Below are 19,429 nucleotides of genomic sequence, written 5' to 3'. Positions count from 1 at the left end.
AAGGAATTAAATGTAAAACATATAGCCCCCGTGATTTTCTTCCTCATAACGTACTAAATCTTCTAACGTTGTACTATCTAATACTTCTTGCACCGCATCACGAACACGCATCCATAATTGGCGTTGTGCCGGTTCCTCTTCTTCTATCATTTCTACAACACTAATCGGACCCTCTAATACACGGATTACATCCCCAGCTGTAATGTTAGCTGGCTGATCAGACAATACATATCCGCCATATGCCCCACGCGTACTCTTTACTAGACGAGCGTTACGAAGTGGTGAAATTAATTGCTCTAAGTAATGTTCCGATAAATCATGTGCCTGCGCAATTGATTTTAAGGAAATTGGACCTTCACCAAACTTTTTTGCAAGATCGATCATAATTGTTAAGCCGTAGCGGCCTTTCGTTGAAATCTTCATCTATTTTGCACCTCTTTTCAAATTTTCACTTCTATTGGTTATATCTTATTTATAAAAGAACACAATTTAAAATCCTATGAAATTATAGCATAATATAGTATTATAAGAAATTTCAACTTGTGTATCAAAATGATAACATAAAATCACATTGAAAAACTCGGAAATTATTACAATTGAAAGAAAAATGAAAATATTTATATTCATTTTTCCCACAAAACAGCATCCTATTTCAAATTCCACTAAAAAAAATGATACGATAGAAAGAGATTATACATTAAGGGAGACGGTAAAAATGAAACAGCCACTCGCACATCGAATGCGCCCTACAAATATTCAAGAAATTATCGGACAACAACATTTAGTTGGTGAAGGAAAAATTTTATGGCGAATGGTCCAAGCAAATCATTTTCAATCTATGATTTTATACGGCCCTCCAGGCACAGGAAAAACATCCATTGCGAGCGCAATTGCAGGAAGTACTGGAACCCCTTTTCGCCTATTAAACGCTGTTACTCATAATAAAAAAGATATGGAAGTTGTCGTACAAGAAGCAAAGATGCATCGACACCTCGTTTTAATTTTAGATGAAGTACACCGTCTAGATAAAGCAAAACAGGATTTTCTATTACCTCATTTAGAAAGCGGACTCCTTACCTTAATCGGTGCAACAACGAGTAATCCGTTCCATGCTATTAATTCTGCTATTCGAAGTCGTTGTCAAATCTTCGAATTACACGCATTAACAGAAGAGGATCTTTTAATTGGCTTAAAACGAGCACTTGAAGATAAAGAAAAAGGTCTCGGTGAATATGATGTAACGGTTACGTCTGAAGCATTACATCACTTTGCAAATGCATCTGGTGGAGACATGCGTTCTGCTTATAATGCACTTGAACTAGCTGTTTTATCTAGCTTTACAACGGACGAAAAAGCTGCGGTAATTACGCTAGAAATTGCAGAAGAATGCTTGCAAAAAAAGAGCTTCGTTCACGACAAAGGCGGTGATGCTCATTATGACGTATTATCGGCATTTCAAAAATCGGTGCGCGGAAGTGATGTAAATGCAGCACTTCATTATTTAGCACGTCTTATTGAAGCTGGTGATTTACAAAGCATTGGTAGACGTCTTCTTATTATGGCATATGAAGATATCGGACTTGCTAGCCCACAAGCCGGACCGCGTACACTAGCAGCTATAGAATCAGCGGAACGAGTTGGATTCCCGGAGGCACGCATACCACTTGCAAATGCTGTTATCGAGCTTTGCTTATCACCAAAGTCAAACTCAGCTTATAAAGCACTTGATGCTGCCTTACACGATTTACGCAACGGTCAAACAGGCGACATTCCAAGTCATTTAAAAGATAGTCATTACAAAGGCGCAGAATCACTTGGAAGAGGCATTGGATACTTATACCCACACGACCATCCAAATGGCTGGGTACAACAACAATACTTACCTGATAAAATAAAAAACAAACAATATTATAAACCGAAAACGACAGGGAAATTTGAGCAAGTACTTTCTACTGTATATGAAAGATTACAAAGTTCGAATAAAACGAAAAATAAAGGGTAACATAAGCGAAAACGTCACCATTATGGAGGCTTCGCTTATGAAAACACGTCAAGATGCATGGACAAAAGAAGACGATCTCCTTTTAGCAGAAACTGTTTTACGACATATTCGCAGCGGTAGCACACAAATAAAAGCATTCGATGAAGTCGGCGATACATTGAACCGTACTTCCGCAGCTTGCGGCTTTAGATGGAATGCTGAAGTACGACCGAATTACGAAGATGCGGTGCAACTTGCAAAAAAACAACGGAAAGAATTAAAACGCTCTGAAGCTAAAATAGAAAAAGAGCATTTCACGAAAACGAAACAACTCGTAATCGATGCCGAGTTTTCTGAAGATATTACGCTAAGTAAACAGGATCTTACCATGCAAAGTGTTATTTCATTTTTGCAAAACTTGGAGCACAATAATCCTTCACTCGCAAAGTTACAAACTGAAAATGATGTATTACAAGCTCAGCTCACTTCCCTGCAAAAAACAAATCATGAACTTGAAGCAAAATTAGCGGTACTCTCAAAAAAACAACAAGCAATCGAAGAAGATTACGCAATGCTTGTTAGAATTATGGACCGTGCTCGAAAACTCGTTTCAGTTGAAGAACAAGAAGAACAGATCGCTCCAATTTTCAAGACAGATCAAAATGGAAATTTAGATATTATATATTCTGCAGAAAATTAAAAAGGATGTCACCTAGTCGGGGTTTCTGACTGTGTGGCATCTTTTTTCTTCGGTAAAAATATATTGTTAAATAAAGTTACATAGATTTATCAGCAAAAATTGACAACAATAAACCTCAAATTCACACAAAGAAACGTCAGGTAATAATTGGATATTCCTCACTTGAATGTTGCTATAAAGATATATGTTTGAAAGGAGATGGTCGCTATTTCATTAATAGTCTTCAAAATAACACTCGGTATTCTCGTTCTAACATTAGGACTTTTTACCATTCAGAGTTTAAAAAAGACTTCCGCCTATAAGTCGGATAAATACGATTATTCTTTATTAGGATTACTTACATTCGAATTATTAGTATTGCAAATATCCATATTTCTTTAATACATATAAAAAAGCATATATCCGAAATGGATACATGCTTTTACTTTATTCTTGTCCTACACGCTTCACTTCAACGTTTTTAATACGTTCACGTACAACGTGACTTGCCATAATTAGGCCTGCCACAGATGGTACGAATGCATTTGATGAAGGTGGTAATTTCGCTTTACGAATTTTTGCATTTTCGTCTGGTACGATTTCTTTACGTACTTCTTCACGAATTACGATTGGGTTTTCGTCAGAGAAGACAACTTTTACACCTTTTTTAATACCATCTTTACGAAGCTTCGTACGAATTACTTTCGCAATTGGATCTGTATGTGTTTTAGAGATGTCCGCAATACGGAAACGAGTTGGGTCCATTTTATTTGCTGCACCCATGCATGAGATAATTTTAATTTTTCGACGTAAGCACTGTTTAATTAAATGAATTTTGAACGTAATCGTATCAGATGCATCTACTACGAAATCCAATCCATGTTTGAAGAACTCTTCATATGTTTCATCAGTATAAAACATTTCTAGTCCAATTACTTCACACTCTGGATTAATGTCTGCGATACGCTCTTTCATTAATTCTACTTTTGAACGTCCTACAGTAGATACTAACGCGTGAATTTGACGGTTTACGTTTGTAATATCTACAACATCTTTATCAACTAATACGAGACGTCCTACGCCAGAACGTGCTAACGCCTCTGCCGAAAATGACCCTACGCCGCCAATTCCTAAAATACCGACTGTACTATTTTTTAATATTTCAAGTCCTTCTTTACCGAAGGCTAATTCATTACGTGAAAATTGATGTAACATTCAGCTCTACACTCCTATTACAAAAATGGTCTATCATGTATTCTAGCGTTTTTCCGACTATTTGTATAGAAAAAGTTATAGAATTCCTAAAAATACATATTTCGAGAAGGAAAGCATAGTGTAAACCGCGCTTTACCTCTTCTCTCAATTATCCATTAAAAAAGTCTAGATGGTATTAGTATAACCATCTAGACCTTATTTTTACTTCTCTTACTTCTCTTCTTTCACGCTCAATTTTAAGCTTAGCTCTTCAAGCTGAGCTTCTGCAACTGGGCTTGGAGCTTCTGTTAATAAGCAGCTTGCGCTTGCTGTTTTCGGGAATGCAATTGTGTCGCGAAGGTTCGTACGGCCTGCAAGTAACATAACAAGACGGTCTAAACCTAATGCGATACCGCCGTGTGGTGGAGTACCATATTCGAATGCTTCTAATAAGAATCCGAATTGCTCTTGTGCTTCTTCTTGTGAGAATCCAAGTGCTTTGAACATTTTTTCTTGTACGTCACGCTCGTAAATACGAAGTGATCCACCACCAAGCTCATAACCGTTTAATACAAGGTCATATGCTTGTGCACGTGCTTTTTCTGGTGCCGTTTCTAATAACTCAACATCTTCACGGAATGGCATTGTGAATGGGTGGTGAGCCGCGAAGTAACGATCTGCATCTTCATCGTACTCAAGAAGTGGCCAATCCGTTACCCATAGGAAGTTAAATTTACTTTCGTCAATTAACTCAAGCTCTTTACCTAGACGTAAACGAAGTGCACCTAAGCTATCTGCAACAACGCTTTTCTTATCTGCTACGAATAGTAATAAGTCACCAGCGGTAGCTTCTAACGTAGTCATTAACACGTTTGCATCTTCTTCACCGAAGAATTTTGCAATCGGTCCTTTTAAGCCGTCCTCTTCCACTTTAAGCCAAGCTAGACCTTTTGCACCGTATACTTTCACGAATTCAGTTAATGCATCGATATCTTTACGAGAATATTTGCTCGCAGCACCTTTTGCATTAATTGCTTTTACTTGTCCGCCACTTTCTACAGCACTTGTAAATACTTTAAAACCACAACCTACTGCAAATTCAGATAGGTCTGTTAGTTCCATTTCAAAGCGTGTATCTGGCTTATCAGAACCGTAACGAGCCATTGCATCAGCATATTTCATACGAGGGAATGGTGCACTCACTTCTACACCTTTTGCATCCTTCATAACTTTCGTCATCATGCGCTCCATCATATCTAAAATTTCATCTTGCGTTAAGAATGAAGCTTCGATATCGATTTGCGTGAATTCTGGTTGACGGTCTGCACGTAAATCTTCGTCACGGAAACAACGTGCTACTTGATAGTAACGCTCAAATCCACCGACCATAAGAAGCTGTTTAAATAATTGTGGAGACTGTGGTAACGCATAGAATTCACCATCATGTACACGACTTGGTACTAAATAGTCACGAGCTCCTTCTGGTGTGCTCTTCGTTAAAATTGGTGTTTCTACTTCTAAGAACTCTTCTGTGTCTAAGAAGTTACGAATTGTTTTCGTTACATCGTGACGCATTTTGAATGTGTTAAACATTGCAGGACGACGTAAGTCTAAATAACGATATTTTAAACGCACATCTTCTGATGCATCTGTATCATCAGCAATAATGATTGGCGTTGTTTTTGCTGCATTTAATACGTTTACTTTCGTTGCTTGTACTTCAATACGACCCGTTGCCATATTGTCATTAATTGCGCCTTCACCACGCTCAACAACTGTACCTTCTACGTGCAATACGTATTCACTACGAATAGTTTCTGCTATTTCTAACGCTTCTTTTGATGTTTCTGGGTTAAATACAACTTGCACGATACCTGTACGGTCGCGTAAGTCTATAAAGATTAATCCACCTAAATCACGGCGTTTTTGTACCCAACCTTTTAATTGAACTGTTTGTCCAACTGCTTCTACTGTTACTTTTCCACATGCATGTGTTCTTTCAGCCACTGTAAGTTCCCCCTATATTAATTTCTCTGCTACGTATGAAGCAAATACATCTAATGCTACTTCTTCTTGTTCGCCTGTTGCCATATTTTTCAAGTTAATGATACCTTTATCTAGCTCATCTTCCCCTAATACAGCTACAAATTTCGCCTTTAGACGATCTGCTGATTTAAATTGTGCTTTCATTTTGCGGTCTAAATAATCTTTTTCAACTGATAATCCAGCTTTACGAAGATCAAACGCAACTTTTGCAGCATGGTCTTTCGCTTTTTCACCAAGCGCTACAACATAGCAATCAATACTATGTTCAATTGGTAATTCGATGTTTTCAGCTTTTAGCGCCATAATTAAACGTTCGATACTCATCGCAAAACCAATACCTGGCATTTCTGGTCCACCGATTTCTTGTACAAGCCCGTTATAACGGCCGCCGCCGCTTAATGTAGTGATAGCACCGAAACCTTCTGCCTCACTCATGATTTCAAAAACAGTGTGTTGATAGTAGTCTAAACCACGTACTAAGTTCGGATCTTTTTCAAACGGAACATCCATCATCGTTAATAATTCTTGAACTTTGTCGTAGTATACTGCCGAATCTTCGTTTAAGTATTCTGTAATAGATGGTGCTGTTCCCATTAATTCATGGTTACGGTCCTTCTTACAATCTAAAATACGAAGAGGGTTCTTTTCTAAACGAGATTGACAGTCAGAACAGAACTCGCCGATACGTGGCTCAAAGTGTGCGATTAACGCATCACGGTGCGCTTGACGGCTGGCTGCATCACCTAAACTGTTTAATACAACTTTAATATTTTTCAAGCCCATGCCGCGGTAAAACTCTACAGCAAGTGCAATTACTTCTGCATCAATTGCAGGATCGTTACTACCGATTGCTTCAATACCAAATTGTACGAATTGACGATAGCGACCTGCTTGTGGTCTTTCGTAACGGAACATTTGACCGATATAGTATAATTTCGTTGGTTGTGTTGCATCACCGAACATTTTGTTTTCAACGTAAGAACGTACAACAGGTGCAGTACCTTCTGGACGTAATGTTAAACTGCGCTCTCCACGATCTTGGAATGAGTACATTTCTTTTTGTACGATATCTGTCGTATCACCAACACCACGTAAAAATAGCTCCGTTTGTTCAAAAATTGGTGTACGAATTTCTTTATAGTTGTAACGACGGCAAATTTCGCGTGCTTGCCCTTCGATATACTGCCATAACTCAACGCTACCTGGAAGAATATCTTGCGTTCCGCGTGGGATTTGAATAGACATATTCAGTTCCTCCTCAAATTGTTTTAATCTTAATAAAAATAAAAAAACTCCCGCCTCTACTGTTTGAACAGTAGGGACGAGAGTATTATACCCGTGGTGCCACCCTAATTGAAGCACGTATGCTTCCACTTTTTTAATAACGCTTAAATGTGCGTTCATCCCTACTAAGCATATATGCCGTTCAAGTTGAAACCTCTAGAGTGTCATTCAATCAGTCATCATGCAGAAATGTTTTCAGCCTAAGACATTTCTTCTCTTTCCATGTGTGTCTCATTTACTCTTCTCTATCAACGGTTATATTCATATGTAAATATAAAATTACTATACGTTTGTTGAGTAGGATTGTCAAGTACTCTAAGAGCGTTCAATCTGCTTCTTTAGACGCTTTACATCTTGAAGAGAAATCCCAAACTCAGAAGCAAGCTCCATTGAAGTATTGTTTTGCTCTTTTGAAATAAAATCATGAAAATTTACGTTAAACAGTTGATTTGCACCATTTGTAACAGAATGCCCTTTTTCATTCATACGCATACGTATATCCCTCACATTCAATATAGATGTTTTACTTTTTATTGTTCCATATTGATGAAAGAGTTATACATAACTGAAACAGCTATTGATTCCAAATAAAGTGAAACTTTAATGAATAGGGGTTTTGTCCATTATGATTCATTATTAACCCTCACTAATCAGGCTTTTATAGGCAGTTGATCTCCCACAAATAGCGAGATAAATGAACAAAATATACAATAAAGTATAAAAAAGAGAGGATTATATAATCCTCTCTTTTTAAGCAACACTATTTACTATCCACAATTAAGGTCACCGGACCATCATTGATTAAAGAAACATCCATCATTGCTCCAAACTTCCCTGTTTCTACATGCAATCCTTGCTTACGAACTTCCTCATTAAAGAAATCATATAAACGCTCTGCATAGTCAGGTTTGGCAGCATCCATAAAGTTTGGACGTCTTCCCTTGCGGCAATCTCCGTATAATGTGAATTGCGAAATTGATAGAACTTGTCCTTCTACATCAAGTACAGAATGGTTCATCTTTCCACTCTCATCTTCAAAAATACGTAAGTTCGCAATTTTTTCTGCAATGTAAGTTGCATCTTTTTCTGTATCTTCATGCGTAATGCCAACTAGTAATGTTAAACCGAACGGAATTTGTCCTACGATCTCACCGTCTACTGTGACAGACGCTTCTTTTGATCGTTGTAAAACAACTCTCATCTTTTCTACACTCCCTATTAATGCATCATGCGTCGTACTGCATAAATTTCTGGAACACGTTTAATGCGTTCTACTACTTTTTTCAAATGCTGTAAGTTACGAATAGAGATTGACATATTAATTGTCGCCATCTTATTACGGTCACTTCTACCAGAAACTGCCGAAATGTACGTTTTCGTCTCTGTAACAGCTTGCAATACTTCATTTAATAAACCACGGCGATCGTAACCTGAAATTTCAATATCAACGTTATACTCAATTTCTTTTTCAGGGCTACCTTCCCACTCTACTTCTAATAAACGTTCTACAGCTTCTTCTGTATGAACATTTACACAATCACGGCGGTGAATCGATACGCCTCGGCCTTTCGTAATATATCCAACGATATCATCACCCGGTACTGGGTTACAGCATTTTGATAAGCGAATTAATAAATTATCCGCACCACTTACTTTAACGCCAGAATCCCATTTTCGAATTTTCATCGGTTTACGAACTTCTTTAACTTCAACAATCTCTTCTTCTTCACGTTGCTTACGGAACTTGTCCGTTAGTCGCGTAACAATTTGTGATGCAGTGATGCCATTATATCCAACTGCTGCAAACATATCTTCTTCATTTGCAAAGTTGAATTTTTCAGCAACACGTTTTAAATTGTCAGGAGCTAACACTTCTTTCATCTCATACTCTAGGCTACGCACTTCTTTCTCAACAAGTTCACGGCCTTTTTCAATATTTTCATCTCTACGTTGCTTCTTAAAGAATTGACGTATTTTGTTTTTTGCATGAGATGTTTGAGCAAGTTTCACCCAGTCTTGACTTGGCCCATACGAATGTTTCGATGTTAAAATTTCAATGATGTCACCTGTTTTTAATTTATAATCAAGCGTCACCATTTTCCCGTTTACTTTTGCACCAATTGTTTTATTTCCAATCTCCGAATGCACGCGATACGAAAAGTCAATCGGAACAGATCCAAGTGGCAATTCCATTACGTCGCCTTTCGGTGTAAAGACGAATACCATGTCAGAGAATAAATCAATTTTTAATGACTCCATAAACTCTTCTGCATTAGAAGCTTCATTTTGCCATTCTAATATTTGACGGAACCATGTAAGTTTCTTCTCTAATGTACCTGTTGTTTCTGCTGTTTTTCCTTCTTTATACGCCCAGTGCGCCGCGATCCCGAATTCTGCAATCTCATGCATTTCTTTCGTACGAATTTGCACTTCAAGCGGATCACCTTTCGGGCCAATTACAGTCGTATGAAGCGATTGATATAGATTCGCTTTCGGCATCGCAATATAATCTTTAAAACGACCTGGCATCGGCTTCCAGCACGTATGAATAATTCCAAGTACTGCATAACAATCTTTAATACTATTTACAACGACACGTACAGCTAATAAATCGTAAATTTCATTGAACTGTTTATTTTGCAGTGCCATTTTACGATAAATACTGTAAATATGCTTTGGTCTTCCAGAAATCTCAGGTTGAATTGCAACTTCTTTTAATTTCTCACGAATACCAGTCATTACTTCATCTAAATATTCTTCACGCTCTGCACGTTTACGCTTCATTAAATTTACAATACGATAGTATTGCTGTGGATTTAAATAGCGAAGTGACGTATCCTCTAGCTCCCATTTAATAGTACTAATTCCGAGTCTATGTGCTAAAGGTGCAAAGATTTCTAACGTTTCATTTGCAATGCGACGCTGCTTCTCTTGAGGCAAATGTTTCAATGTACGCATGTTATGAAGACGATCAGCTAGTTTAATTAAAATAACTCGAATATCTTGAGCCATTGCAATAAACATTTTGCGATGGTTTTCTGCTTGTTGTTGCTCATGAGATTTATATTTAATCTTTCCGAGCTTTGTTACACCATCGACAAGCATAGCAATTTCTTTATTAAATTCCCGTTCAATATCTTCTAATGTAATTTCTGTATCTTCCACTACATCATGTAAGAAGCCTGCTGATACCGTAGCTGGATCCATGTGTAAATCAACTAAAATACCTGCAACTTGAATTGGATGAATAATGTACGGTTCACCCGATTTTCTGTATTGTTCGCTATGCGCATCACGTGCATATCCATAGGCACGTGCCACTAGCTCAATATCTTCATTTGCTAAATATTGACTTGCTTTCTCGAGTACCTGTTCAGCTGTTAGTACCTGCTCATTTGCCATCGAATCACCTTTTATTGAAAATTGACTTTATCTTAATTAAGTAGAATAAATTATATTCTATCATTATAACCTAATGATTGTGAATTGTGAAAAGGAAAAGATTTTACTGACATTTCACCTTATTTTTTTGTGCAATTATACAAAAGTACCCGCTCCTCTCCAAGAGATTCACGGGTACTTTTTATCACCGTAGTTTTACCTATATAGTGATTAGTATTTTTCTAATACTAATACATCGTAACCATCTAACATTTTACGACCATCTAAGTAAGTAAGCTCTACTAAGAATGCAATTCCTGCTACAACTCCGCCAAGTTCTTCAACTAGCTTAATTGTCGCTTCAATTGTTCCACCTGTAGCTAATAGATCATCTGTAATCAATACGCGTTGACCTGGCTTAATTGCATCTTTATGAATTGTTAAAACATCTTTACCATATTCTTTACCGTAGTCAACTGTAATTACTTCACGTGGTAATTTTCCTAATTTACGAACTGGTGCAAAACCTACTTCTAACGCATAAGAAACTGGGCAACCGATAATAAAGCCACGTGCTTCTGGCCCTACTACAACGTCAATGTCTCTTTTCTTTGCATACTCAACGATTGCATCTGTTGCTGCTTTGTATGCTTTACCGTCGTTCATTAACGGTGTAATGTCTTTAAATACAATACCTTCTTTTGGATAATCCGGTACAATTGCGATATGTTGCTTGAAATCCATATTTCTGAATCCTCCTCAGATCTAAAAGGTTTGTAAATACAAATCCTTTACCCTAACTGTTCTACTTCTTTATGATTACGAATCGTTTCAAACCATGTATATAGTTGCTGATATGTGCTATAAACCAATTCTTTTTCTAATTGTAAGTGGTTCATTTTCTCACGATATGTGTTCGATTCAATTAAATCACGCTTTTGTTTTTTGTCTGCCATAAAAATGACGCCATCTTTTATTGTAACAAATTCTAACTCAAAAAACACCTGTGTCATGAAATTTACTGTATCTTTTGACCAACCTTTATGTCGACATAGTTGTTCTCCATATTGTCTTAAAGAAAATGGTGCTTTTTGGCTCAAGAACGAATAGTACCATTTAAAATGTTCCCTCGTTGGAACAGTACTAAATAAATGATTATTCTCTTGATAAAATAGCGTATAAATTCGCGACGGGAACCCCACTTTAAATAAATCTCGTAATTCATCTGTTCCTTTTGGCAAATCAAGTAACACGATGTATTGATCGTCTAAATGAGTTACTTCTGATGCATGCATCATATGCTCTTTATAGTCTTCTAAAGAAAATTTATTCAATACCTCTTCAGAAAAATACACCAACGTTATTTTTTCTTTCGGAAGTTCTGCTACATTCGCTTCTACGTTACGCATACTACGCCAATCAAATAATTGCCACGCCTCTACAGCAATATCTTGCACCATTAATTGCGGCTTCTTAAAATTATTCCATTCATTGATAGATGCTTCCCCTATTACAGATACCTTTGCAACTGGAGAAATTTCTTTCGCATACGTACCAAATCCAAATCCGATTGTATCCAGTGTCGCTTGTCCATCGCGAAGAGCCATTTTCAAATGTGAACCGTCTGATCCGATTGCACGAATACTTTCTAGCTCTGCATCCTTCACTGCAATACGTGGTTTTGGATTTCCAACACCAAATGGCGCTAACTTTTGCATATCTTCAATTGCTGCCAGTGTTACATCCTCCACTTTACAAAAGACATCAACAGCTGTAATTGGAATAAAATCTTCTTCTGTTAAAATTACCTCTGCTTGTTCATTTAAGCGGCGGCGTAATTCATCTACATCATTCATATGTAGCGTCATTCCCGCTGCCATCGGATGTCCTCCGAAATGTGGCAATAACTCTCTACAATCTGACAAGTTTGCAAACAAATCAAATCCTGCAATACTACGTGCTGAACCTTTTGCTGTTTCTTTTACAGGATCAATGCATAATACAATCGTTGGACGATAAAAACGTTCAACTAATTTAGATGCGACAATTCCAATTACACCTGGATTCCAGCCTTCTTTTGCCAGTACTAGTACTTTATTGTCTTCTGGCGGGAAATTATTTTCCACTTCAGCGATAGCTTCTTCTGTAATTTGCTTTACAATATCTTTTCGCAGTTTGTTCAGCTCATCAATTTCTTCAGCCAGCTCTTTTGCTTCTTCTGGATCATCTGATAATAAAAGATGTACAGCCGGCGTAGCATCTTCTAAACGGCCAACTGCATTAATACGTGGTGCGAGTGAGAATCCAATGCTCTCTTCTGTAATTTCACTTTGCGAAACGTTAGCAACTTTAAATAGCGCCTTTAGTCCGATATTTTTCGTCATGCGCATATGCTTTAAACCGCGCTTCACTAGCAATCTATTTTCACCATGAAGTGACACTAAATCGGCTACTGTACCAATTACTGCAATTTCTAATAAATGTTCTGGTACACGGCCTAGTAGTGCATGTGCAACTTTAAACGCAACACCTACACCAGCTAAATAGTGAAACGGATATACACCGCCATCTAATTTCGGATGAATAATCGCAAGTGCTTCTGGCAATTCTGGTGGTGGCTCATGGTGATCTGTAATAATAAGATCTATTCCAAGCTCCTTCGCTACCTTCGCTTCATGCACTGCTGCGATACCAGTATCGACAGTAATAATTAGGGAGAATCCTGCGCTATGTGCCCAACGAAATGCTTCTTCGTTTGGTCCATATCCTTCTGTAAAACGGTTTGGAATATAAAATTCTACGTCTGCACCTAATTCTTGCAAAGCAAGATATAACACAGTCGTACTACTTACTCCGTCCGCATCGTAGTCACCAAATATTAATATTTGCTCTCCATTTTGAATCGCCTTATTTACACGTTCTACCGTTCTATCCATTCCTTCTAATAAAAATGGATCATGAAATTCTTGATTTTCTGTATTTAAAAAATCTAAAATCTTATCTTCTGTATCTAGTCCTCTACCGAGGAATAACGAAACGACAAGTGGTGATAATTGTAATTTACTTGCTAATTCACTCACTCGCTCATTATTATATTCTTTTTCTTTCCAACGCGTCTTCGGTTGTAACACGAAATCACCCCTTAACCTGTTCATTATACAAGACAGATTAAGGGGTGACAATATAATGCAAACTACGATGCAATATCTATATACTAAAATGTTGATGATATTTAATTTGGAGAATACGGATTTATATGTACAAACACATTTTGTACGTTATCTTGTTCCATAAGCGTTTCTTTCACATGCTTTCCAATGCGGTGCCCTTCTTCTACAGTAATGTATGGATCTACAGAAACTTTAATATCAACAATAACGTAATGACCATGCTCCCTTGCATATAAAGAGCCGATTTTTTTTACACCGTCTATTTGAAGCACAGCCTCTCTAAGCGGCACAACATCTTCCTCATGAAGAACATGATCCAACGTTGCATGAATTGCTTCGGCCCCAATACTCCACGCCATTTTTGCAACAAGAAGTGAAACAAATAATCCTGCAATCGGATCGGCATATACAAGCCAATCTAACCCGAACTTACCACCCATAATCGCTGCACAAATACCGATTAAAGCTGCAATTGAAGAAAATACATCCGAACGGTGCTCGTATGCATTTGCAATAATTGCATCACTATTTACCCTCTTCCCTAATCGGAATTTATATTGAAACATTCCTTCTTTCACTATAATTGAAAGAACAACAGCAAAAATCGTAATTCCTTTCGGTGGTTCTAGTTCCTGCGAAAAAGCTTTTATAGACGAAATCGCTATCTCGATTCCCACAATAAATAATAATACTGCAACAATAATTGCTGAAATCGATTCCGCTTTACCATGACCATACGGATGATCTTCATCAGGCGGTTGCTTTGCTGCTCGCAATCCAAAAAGTACAGCGAGCGAACCAATTACATCTGATGCAGAATGCACGGCATCCGCTAATAGTGCTTTACTGTTCCCAATATAACCAATTACCGCCTTTACAATCGCTAATATAATATTACCAACGATTCCGACAATAGCACCAAACTCGGCCTGTTTAAAACGTTCATCTTTTTCCATAATTAAAATCCCTTCTTTTCTTAACCTATCTTTTTATTGTAGCAAAAACAGCGATAACACCACCACTTTCTTCCATCTTCCTTCTGTTAAAAAGTTGCTATCTTATTGTATCCACAAACGAAAAAAGAGATGCCTCATAAAGAGACATCATCTTTTTTATACTTGTGGTTCAGATTCTACTTTCTCAACCTTTTTCTTGTTTTTGCCCTTTTTCAAACGACGGTTTTCAAGCATTAACCAAATTTGAGAAGCAACGAAAACAGAAGAGTACGTACCTACAACTAATCCAACAAGTAACGCAAACGAGAAGTTACGTAATGACTCACTACCGAAGATAAGTAATGTAATTACCGGGAATAACACTGTTAATACGGTGTTAATTGAACGACCAAGCGTTTGGCGAATACTTGCATTTACGATTTCTTCTAAGTCTTTTATATCACGAACTCGTTTTTTCTGTTTGTATAATTCACGGTTTCTATCAAACGTAACAATTGAGTCATTAATAGAATAACCGATGATTGTTAACACTGCAGCGATAAACGTTAAGTCTACCTCTAATTGGAAAATACTAAATATAACAACCATAACGAATGCATCATGTAATAATGCAAGTACTGCAGATAATGCGTACGTAAATCTGAATCGAATACTTACGTATAAAATGATAACTGCAGAAGCGATTAATACTGCGATAAATGCATTTCGTGCAATTTCTTTACCAATTGTTGGTGAAACCGTACTTACGTTTGGATCTGTACCATATTTATCATGGAAGAATGTTTTTGTTTTCGCAATTTCATCTTTTGATAGAACACCTAATGTACGAACTGCGAATCCTTTATTGTCATCCCCAGTCGGTACAATATTTTCTTCCTTCACGTCAATTTTCAATTCTTTAAAATCTTTATGAACATCAGACACAGTAAGTGTTTGTTTTGATTGCAAGTCGATACGTGTACCACTCGCAAAATCAATACCAAGATTCAATTTGAAAATTGGTAGTATAATTGCACCTGCAATTACAACTACAATCGAGAAAACAAGGAATTTATGACCGATATTTACGAAGTTAATACGATCAAATCTTGTCGGTGGATGTACTACACCTTTTGTTAATGGAATAATATCCTTTTGTTTCACACCAAAGTATCCTGGCTTTTTATCGAAGTAACGGCTCTTTACAAGTAAACCTAGTAAGAAACGAGTACCGAATACGTTCGTAACGAAACCAACTAAAATACTTACGATTAAACTTGTTGCGAATCCTTTTACAGAGCTATTACCATAAACGAATAATACACCAGCCGCTGCAAGAGTCGTAACGTTTGCATCTAAAATTGTTGCTAATGAACGATGATTACCAGCACGGAATGCTGACATCATTGACTTACCAATTTTCAACTCTTCTTTCAGTCTCTCGTACGTAATAATATTCGCATCAACTGCGATACCTACCCCGAGCACTAATGCCGCAATACCTGGTAATGTCAGAACCGCATGCATCCAGTTAAATACGAGTAGCGTAACAAAAATGTATAGACCTAACATAATAACCGCTACAATTCCTGGTAAACGGTAGTATACAAGCATAAATAAGAAAATAAGAGCGATACCAATCGCACTAGCGAAAATCGTTTGCTCTAACGCTTGTTGACCAAATTTCGCTCCAACTGATGTTGAATACATTTCTTTTAAATCAACAGGAAGTGCACCTGCATTTAATAAAGATGACAGTTGTTTCGCACTTTCAACTGTGAAGTTTCCACCTACGATAGATACTTCAGCTTGATTAAACACTTGGCTTACTGTTGCTGCTGATAAGAACTTCGGATTCGGTTTTGCAGACTCTGCTTTATACGAATCTTTTCCTTCTTCAAAGTCAAGCCAAATTACCATTAAATTCGTTGGTGGTGGCATTTTTGAAATTTTTTCAGTTACTTCACGGAATCTATCAGCGCTTTTTAGTGTAAGACCTACGCTCGCACGGCCTTGCTCATCAAATGTTTGTTTCGCTCCGCCGCCTTTTAAATCCGTTCCGTCCATAAGAAGGTTATCATCTACATCACGGAATGTTAATTTCGCTTGTGTTGATAACATTTCACGTGCTTTTTGCTGATCTTGTACACCAGCAAGCTGTACGCGAATTCGATCTTGTCCTTCAATTTGAATGTTCGGCTCACTTACACCGAGAACATTGACACGATTTTCAAGAGCACCTACTGTACTTACAAGTGCCTCTCGGTCGATTTTATCACCTTTTTTGGCTGGTTTTACTTCATAAAGAATTTCAAAACCACCGCGAAGGTCTAGTCCTAGACTAATTCCTTTTGCTATGTCTTTTCCTGCCGCACCAATTACTCCACCGATTAATAAAACGATGAGGAAAAAGGCGGCAATTCTCGTACCACGCTTTGCCATATGTACCCTCTTTCTGCTACTAACACTTTAAATAAATCTCTTACGATTCACTTTTACACGTATGCATACGCCTAGTTAGTAGACTTCCTTTCTATAATTTTGCTAGTTCATCACTAGCTGTGTCGGTACGTTTTTCACAATACCTACACTTTCATTATTTATTTTTTCTCTTCACTACCCCCTTTATATATAATCTTAGACATAATTATTTCCTCATTATCAATACCTATCATTATACTGCAAAAGGAAGAACAAACCAATTGCAGTCGGTTATTTATTTTCATATTCATCAAATGACCAAAGTGGCGCTTGATATGCTTCAACAGTTAAATAATTCATATATTCATTAGTACTTACTCTTAATACATCATTTACTAATTCATATAATCTAACATCACCGTTTATTTTTTTCCACTTCTTCACTTTAAGAAACTTCCAAATATCATCATCTGTTACTCGGTCATAACCGAACATGTGAAACTCTTCTACTTTGCTTTCTAAAACGACTTGTAACTGTCCGCGGTACGATTCTACCAAAGCCTCTTTTTCTAACATACATAAACATCTCCTTCTTATTTCAGCACGAAAAGTCGCTTTTAATCCCGCTCTAATGGACAGCAATAACTACTTTCAAGAGCACTCTCATACTTCACTCTCTTAAATGCTTGTCATTCTTGTCTCATACGTGCATATAAATTATTGTAAATCATTCCACTGATTTTGAGAAGGTAGGAGAAGACCATGACGAGACAAAGCTTTTTAAAAGGCGCATTTATTTTAATGATAGCCGGCTTTATTACCAAAATCCTTGGATTTATTAACCGGATTGTAATGGCACGTATTTTAGGGGAAGAAGGTGTTGGCCTTTATATGATGGCCGTTCCTACATTCATTCTAGCAATTACATTAACACAAATCGGCCTTCCTGTCGCAATCGCAAAATTTGTAGCAGAAGCGGAAGCTGTGAACGATAGACAAAGGGTTAAAAAAATATTAACAGTATCATTAGCTGTTACATCCGTTATTAGTATCATTTTAACAATCGGAATTATGCTCCTCACACCTATTTTAGCAAAAACATTATTAACTGATGAACGAACGTACTATCCATTAATGGCCATTTTACCTGTCGTTCCTGTTATTGCTGTTTCTTCTGTTTTACGCGGTTATTTCCAAGGGAAACAAAATATGAAACCTAGCGCTTATGCTCAAGTTATAGAACAAGTTGTCCGCATTACAATTATCGCTATATGCATTCAGTTATTTTTACCTTACGGCGTAGAATATGCTGCAGCTGGCGCTATGTTATCAGCCGTTCTCGGTGAAGTTGCATCGTTATTATTTTTACTCACTTTATTCCAGCGCGAAAAACATTTATCTATACGCTCTGGATTTTTCACTACTGTAAAGGAGAGCAAAGGTACATTTTATTCTCTGATGGATATCGCTCTTCCGACTACAGGAAGTCGTTTAATCGGTTCCGTTTCATATTTCTTTGAGCCTATCGTCGTTATGCAAAGCTTAGCGATTGCCGGAGTTGCTGCCTCTGTCGCAACCCAGCAATACGGTATATTAAACGGTTATGCATTCCCACTTCTATCACTGCCAGCCTTTATTACATACGCTCTTTCTACAGCGCTCGTTCCATCTATTAGTGAAGCGATGGCTAAAAGACAGCATAAATTAGTGGAACACCGACTACAACAAGCACTTCGGATCTCATTAATTACTGGTGGGTGGTCAGTCGTTATATTATACGTATTCGCTTCTCCTATTTTAACTCTTATGTATGGATCGGATAGTGCAACAGCATTTATCCAGCTTCTTGCACCTTGCTTTTTATTTCATTACTTTCAAAGTCCACTTACCTCTGTTTTACAAGCTTTAAACTTAGCAAGAGCTGCAATGATGAATACATTTATTGGCGCCATCGTGAAATTAATCCTTATTTTTGTACTAGCTTCAAGGCCAGATTTTCAAATGATGGGGGTTGCCCTTGCAATTGCAGCAAATATAGTAACGGTAACATTCCTTCATTACGCTACTGTTTTAAAGAAAATTACATTTACCATTTACGCAAAAGACTACATTTTCGGTGGACTTGCTATCGGTATTGCAGGCGCTTTCGGTTTTTATCTTCATAAATATATGATTTTCTCTCATTCACTCGGCGTACAAACATTATGGGAAATCACTTTAACAACAATCGTTTATATTATCCTCCTCTTCACTTTCAAACTCATTCGAAAAGAAGAGTTAAGCCGACTCCCAATCATTCGAAAACTTTCATTTTTGAAGTAAACGGGCTTACTATTTC

General features: G+C 37.3%; 15 protein-coding genes and 1 other annotated feature. Of the genes, 3 read left to right on the top strand and 12 right to left on the bottom strand.

Annotated features, from left to right (window positions below):
• Positions 1-6: 6 nt before the first annotated feature.
• The gene (cymR, locus tag ILT06_RS02515) at positions 7-423 is read right to left on the bottom strand and encodes a cysteine metabolism transcriptional regulator CymR (protein WP_000704116.1); all 417 of its coding nucleotides are present in this window, start codon (positions 421-423) and stop codon (positions 7-9) included.
• Positions 424-715: 292 nt separating this feature from the next.
• Between cymR and ILT06_RS02510 the strand changes: the two genes are divergently transcribed.
• Positions 716-2,002: a replication-associated recombination protein A gene (locus tag ILT06_RS02510; RefSeq protein ID WP_222654802.1), complete on the top strand. Its 1,287-nt coding sequence runs from the start codon at positions 716-718 to the stop codon at positions 2,000-2,002.
• A gap of 37 nt (positions 2,003-2,039) precedes the next feature.
• The gene (locus tag ILT06_RS02505) at positions 2,040-2,681 is read left to right on the top strand and encodes an RsfA family transcriptional regulator (protein WP_064474717.1); all 642 of its coding nucleotides are present in this window, start codon (positions 2,040-2,042) and stop codon (positions 2,679-2,681) included.
• Between the two features lie 426 nt (positions 2,682-3,107).
• Here ILT06_RS02505 and ILT06_RS02500 read toward each other — a convergent pair whose 3' ends face one another.
• The 11 genes from ILT06_RS02500 to ILT06_RS02450 all read right to left on the bottom strand — a co-directional run bounded on the left by ILT06_RS02500 (position 3,108) and on the right by ILT06_RS02450 (position 17,667).
• Positions 3,108-3,875, bottom strand: a complete 768-nt coding sequence (locus ILT06_RS02500) for a tRNA threonylcarbamoyladenosine dehydratase (RefSeq protein WP_000903181.1) — start codon at positions 3,873-3,875, stop codon at positions 3,108-3,110.
• Positions 3,876-4,085: 210 nt separating this feature from the next.
• A complete protein-coding gene (gene aspS / locus ILT06_RS02495; protein ID WP_064474716.1) occupies positions 4,086-5,861 on the bottom strand; it encodes an aspartate--tRNA ligase in 1,776 nt (591 codons plus the stop codon).
• 12 nt (positions 5,862-5,873) lie between these two features.
• Positions 5,874-7,145, bottom strand: a complete 1,272-nt coding sequence (hisS, locus tag ILT06_RS02490; protein WP_064475082.1) for a histidine--tRNA ligase — start codon at positions 7,143-7,145, stop codon at positions 5,874-5,876.
• 69 nt (positions 7,146-7,214) lie between these two features.
• Positions 7,215-7,445, bottom strand: a binding site (T-box leader).
• Positions 7,446-7,499: 54 nt separating this feature from the next.
• The gene (locus ILT06_RS02485) at positions 7,500-7,676 is read right to left on the bottom strand and encodes a hypothetical protein (protein WP_001242605.1); all 177 of its coding nucleotides are present in this window, start codon (positions 7,674-7,676) and stop codon (positions 7,500-7,502) included.
• Between the two features lie 268 nt (positions 7,677-7,944).
• Entirely contained in the window at positions 7,945-8,385 is a 441-nt protein-coding gene (locus ILT06_RS02480) for a D-tyrosyl-tRNA(Tyr) deacylase (RefSeq protein ID WP_001266955.1), read from the bottom strand.
• A gap of 17 nt (positions 8,386-8,402) precedes the next feature.
• Positions 8,403-10,586, bottom strand: a complete 2,184-nt coding sequence (relA, locus tag ILT06_RS02475) for a GTP diphosphokinase (protein ID WP_064474715.1) — start codon at positions 10,584-10,586, stop codon at positions 8,403-8,405.
• A gap of 210 nt (positions 10,587-10,796) precedes the next feature.
• The gene (locus ILT06_RS02470) at positions 10,797-11,309 is read right to left on the bottom strand and encodes an adenine phosphoribosyltransferase (RefSeq protein ID WP_000346221.1); all 513 of its coding nucleotides are present in this window, start codon (positions 11,307-11,309) and stop codon (positions 10,797-10,799) included.
• Positions 11,310-11,356: 47 nt separating this feature from the next.
• Complete coding sequence (gene recJ, locus ILT06_RS02465) at positions 11,357-13,696, bottom strand: single-stranded-DNA-specific exonuclease RecJ (RefSeq protein ID WP_064474714.1); 2,340 nt, start codon at positions 13,694-13,696, stop codon at positions 11,357-11,359.
• Positions 13,697-13,797: 101 nt separating this feature from the next.
• Positions 13,798-14,691 carry a cation diffusion facilitator family transporter gene (locus ILT06_RS02460; RefSeq protein WP_000409734.1) on the bottom strand — a complete coding sequence of 298 codons (894 nt, stop codon included), beginning with the start codon at positions 14,689-14,691 and terminating at the stop codon, positions 13,798-13,800.
• 156 nt (positions 14,692-14,847) lie between these two features.
• A complete protein-coding gene (gene secDF / locus ILT06_RS02455; protein WP_064474713.1) occupies positions 14,848-17,112 on the bottom strand; it encodes a protein translocase subunit SecDF in 2,265 nt (754 codons plus the stop codon).
• Positions 17,113-17,382: 270 nt separating this feature from the next.
• The gene (locus ILT06_RS02450; protein WP_000890214.1) at positions 17,383-17,667 is read right to left on the bottom strand and encodes a post-transcriptional regulator; all 285 of its coding nucleotides are present in this window, start codon (positions 17,665-17,667) and stop codon (positions 17,383-17,385) included.
• A gap of 186 nt (positions 17,668-17,853) precedes the next feature.
• On the opposite strand from ILT06_RS02450, the gene spoVB reads away from it, so the two are divergent.
• The gene (spoVB, locus tag ILT06_RS02445) at positions 17,854-19,413 is read left to right on the top strand and encodes a stage V sporulation protein B (protein ID WP_064474712.1); all 1,560 of its coding nucleotides are present in this window, start codon (positions 17,854-17,856) and stop codon (positions 19,411-19,413) included.
• Positions 19,414-19,429: the final 16 nt, after the last annotated feature.

This window comes from Bacillus sp. 17RED48, assembly GCF_019837545.1.
GTDB lineage: Bacteria > Bacillota > Bacilli > Bacillales > Bacillaceae_G > Bacillus_A > Bacillus_A wiedmannii.
Note: the sequence above shows the minus strand (reverse complement) of the source record. Positions and strands in the feature narration are given on the sequence as shown.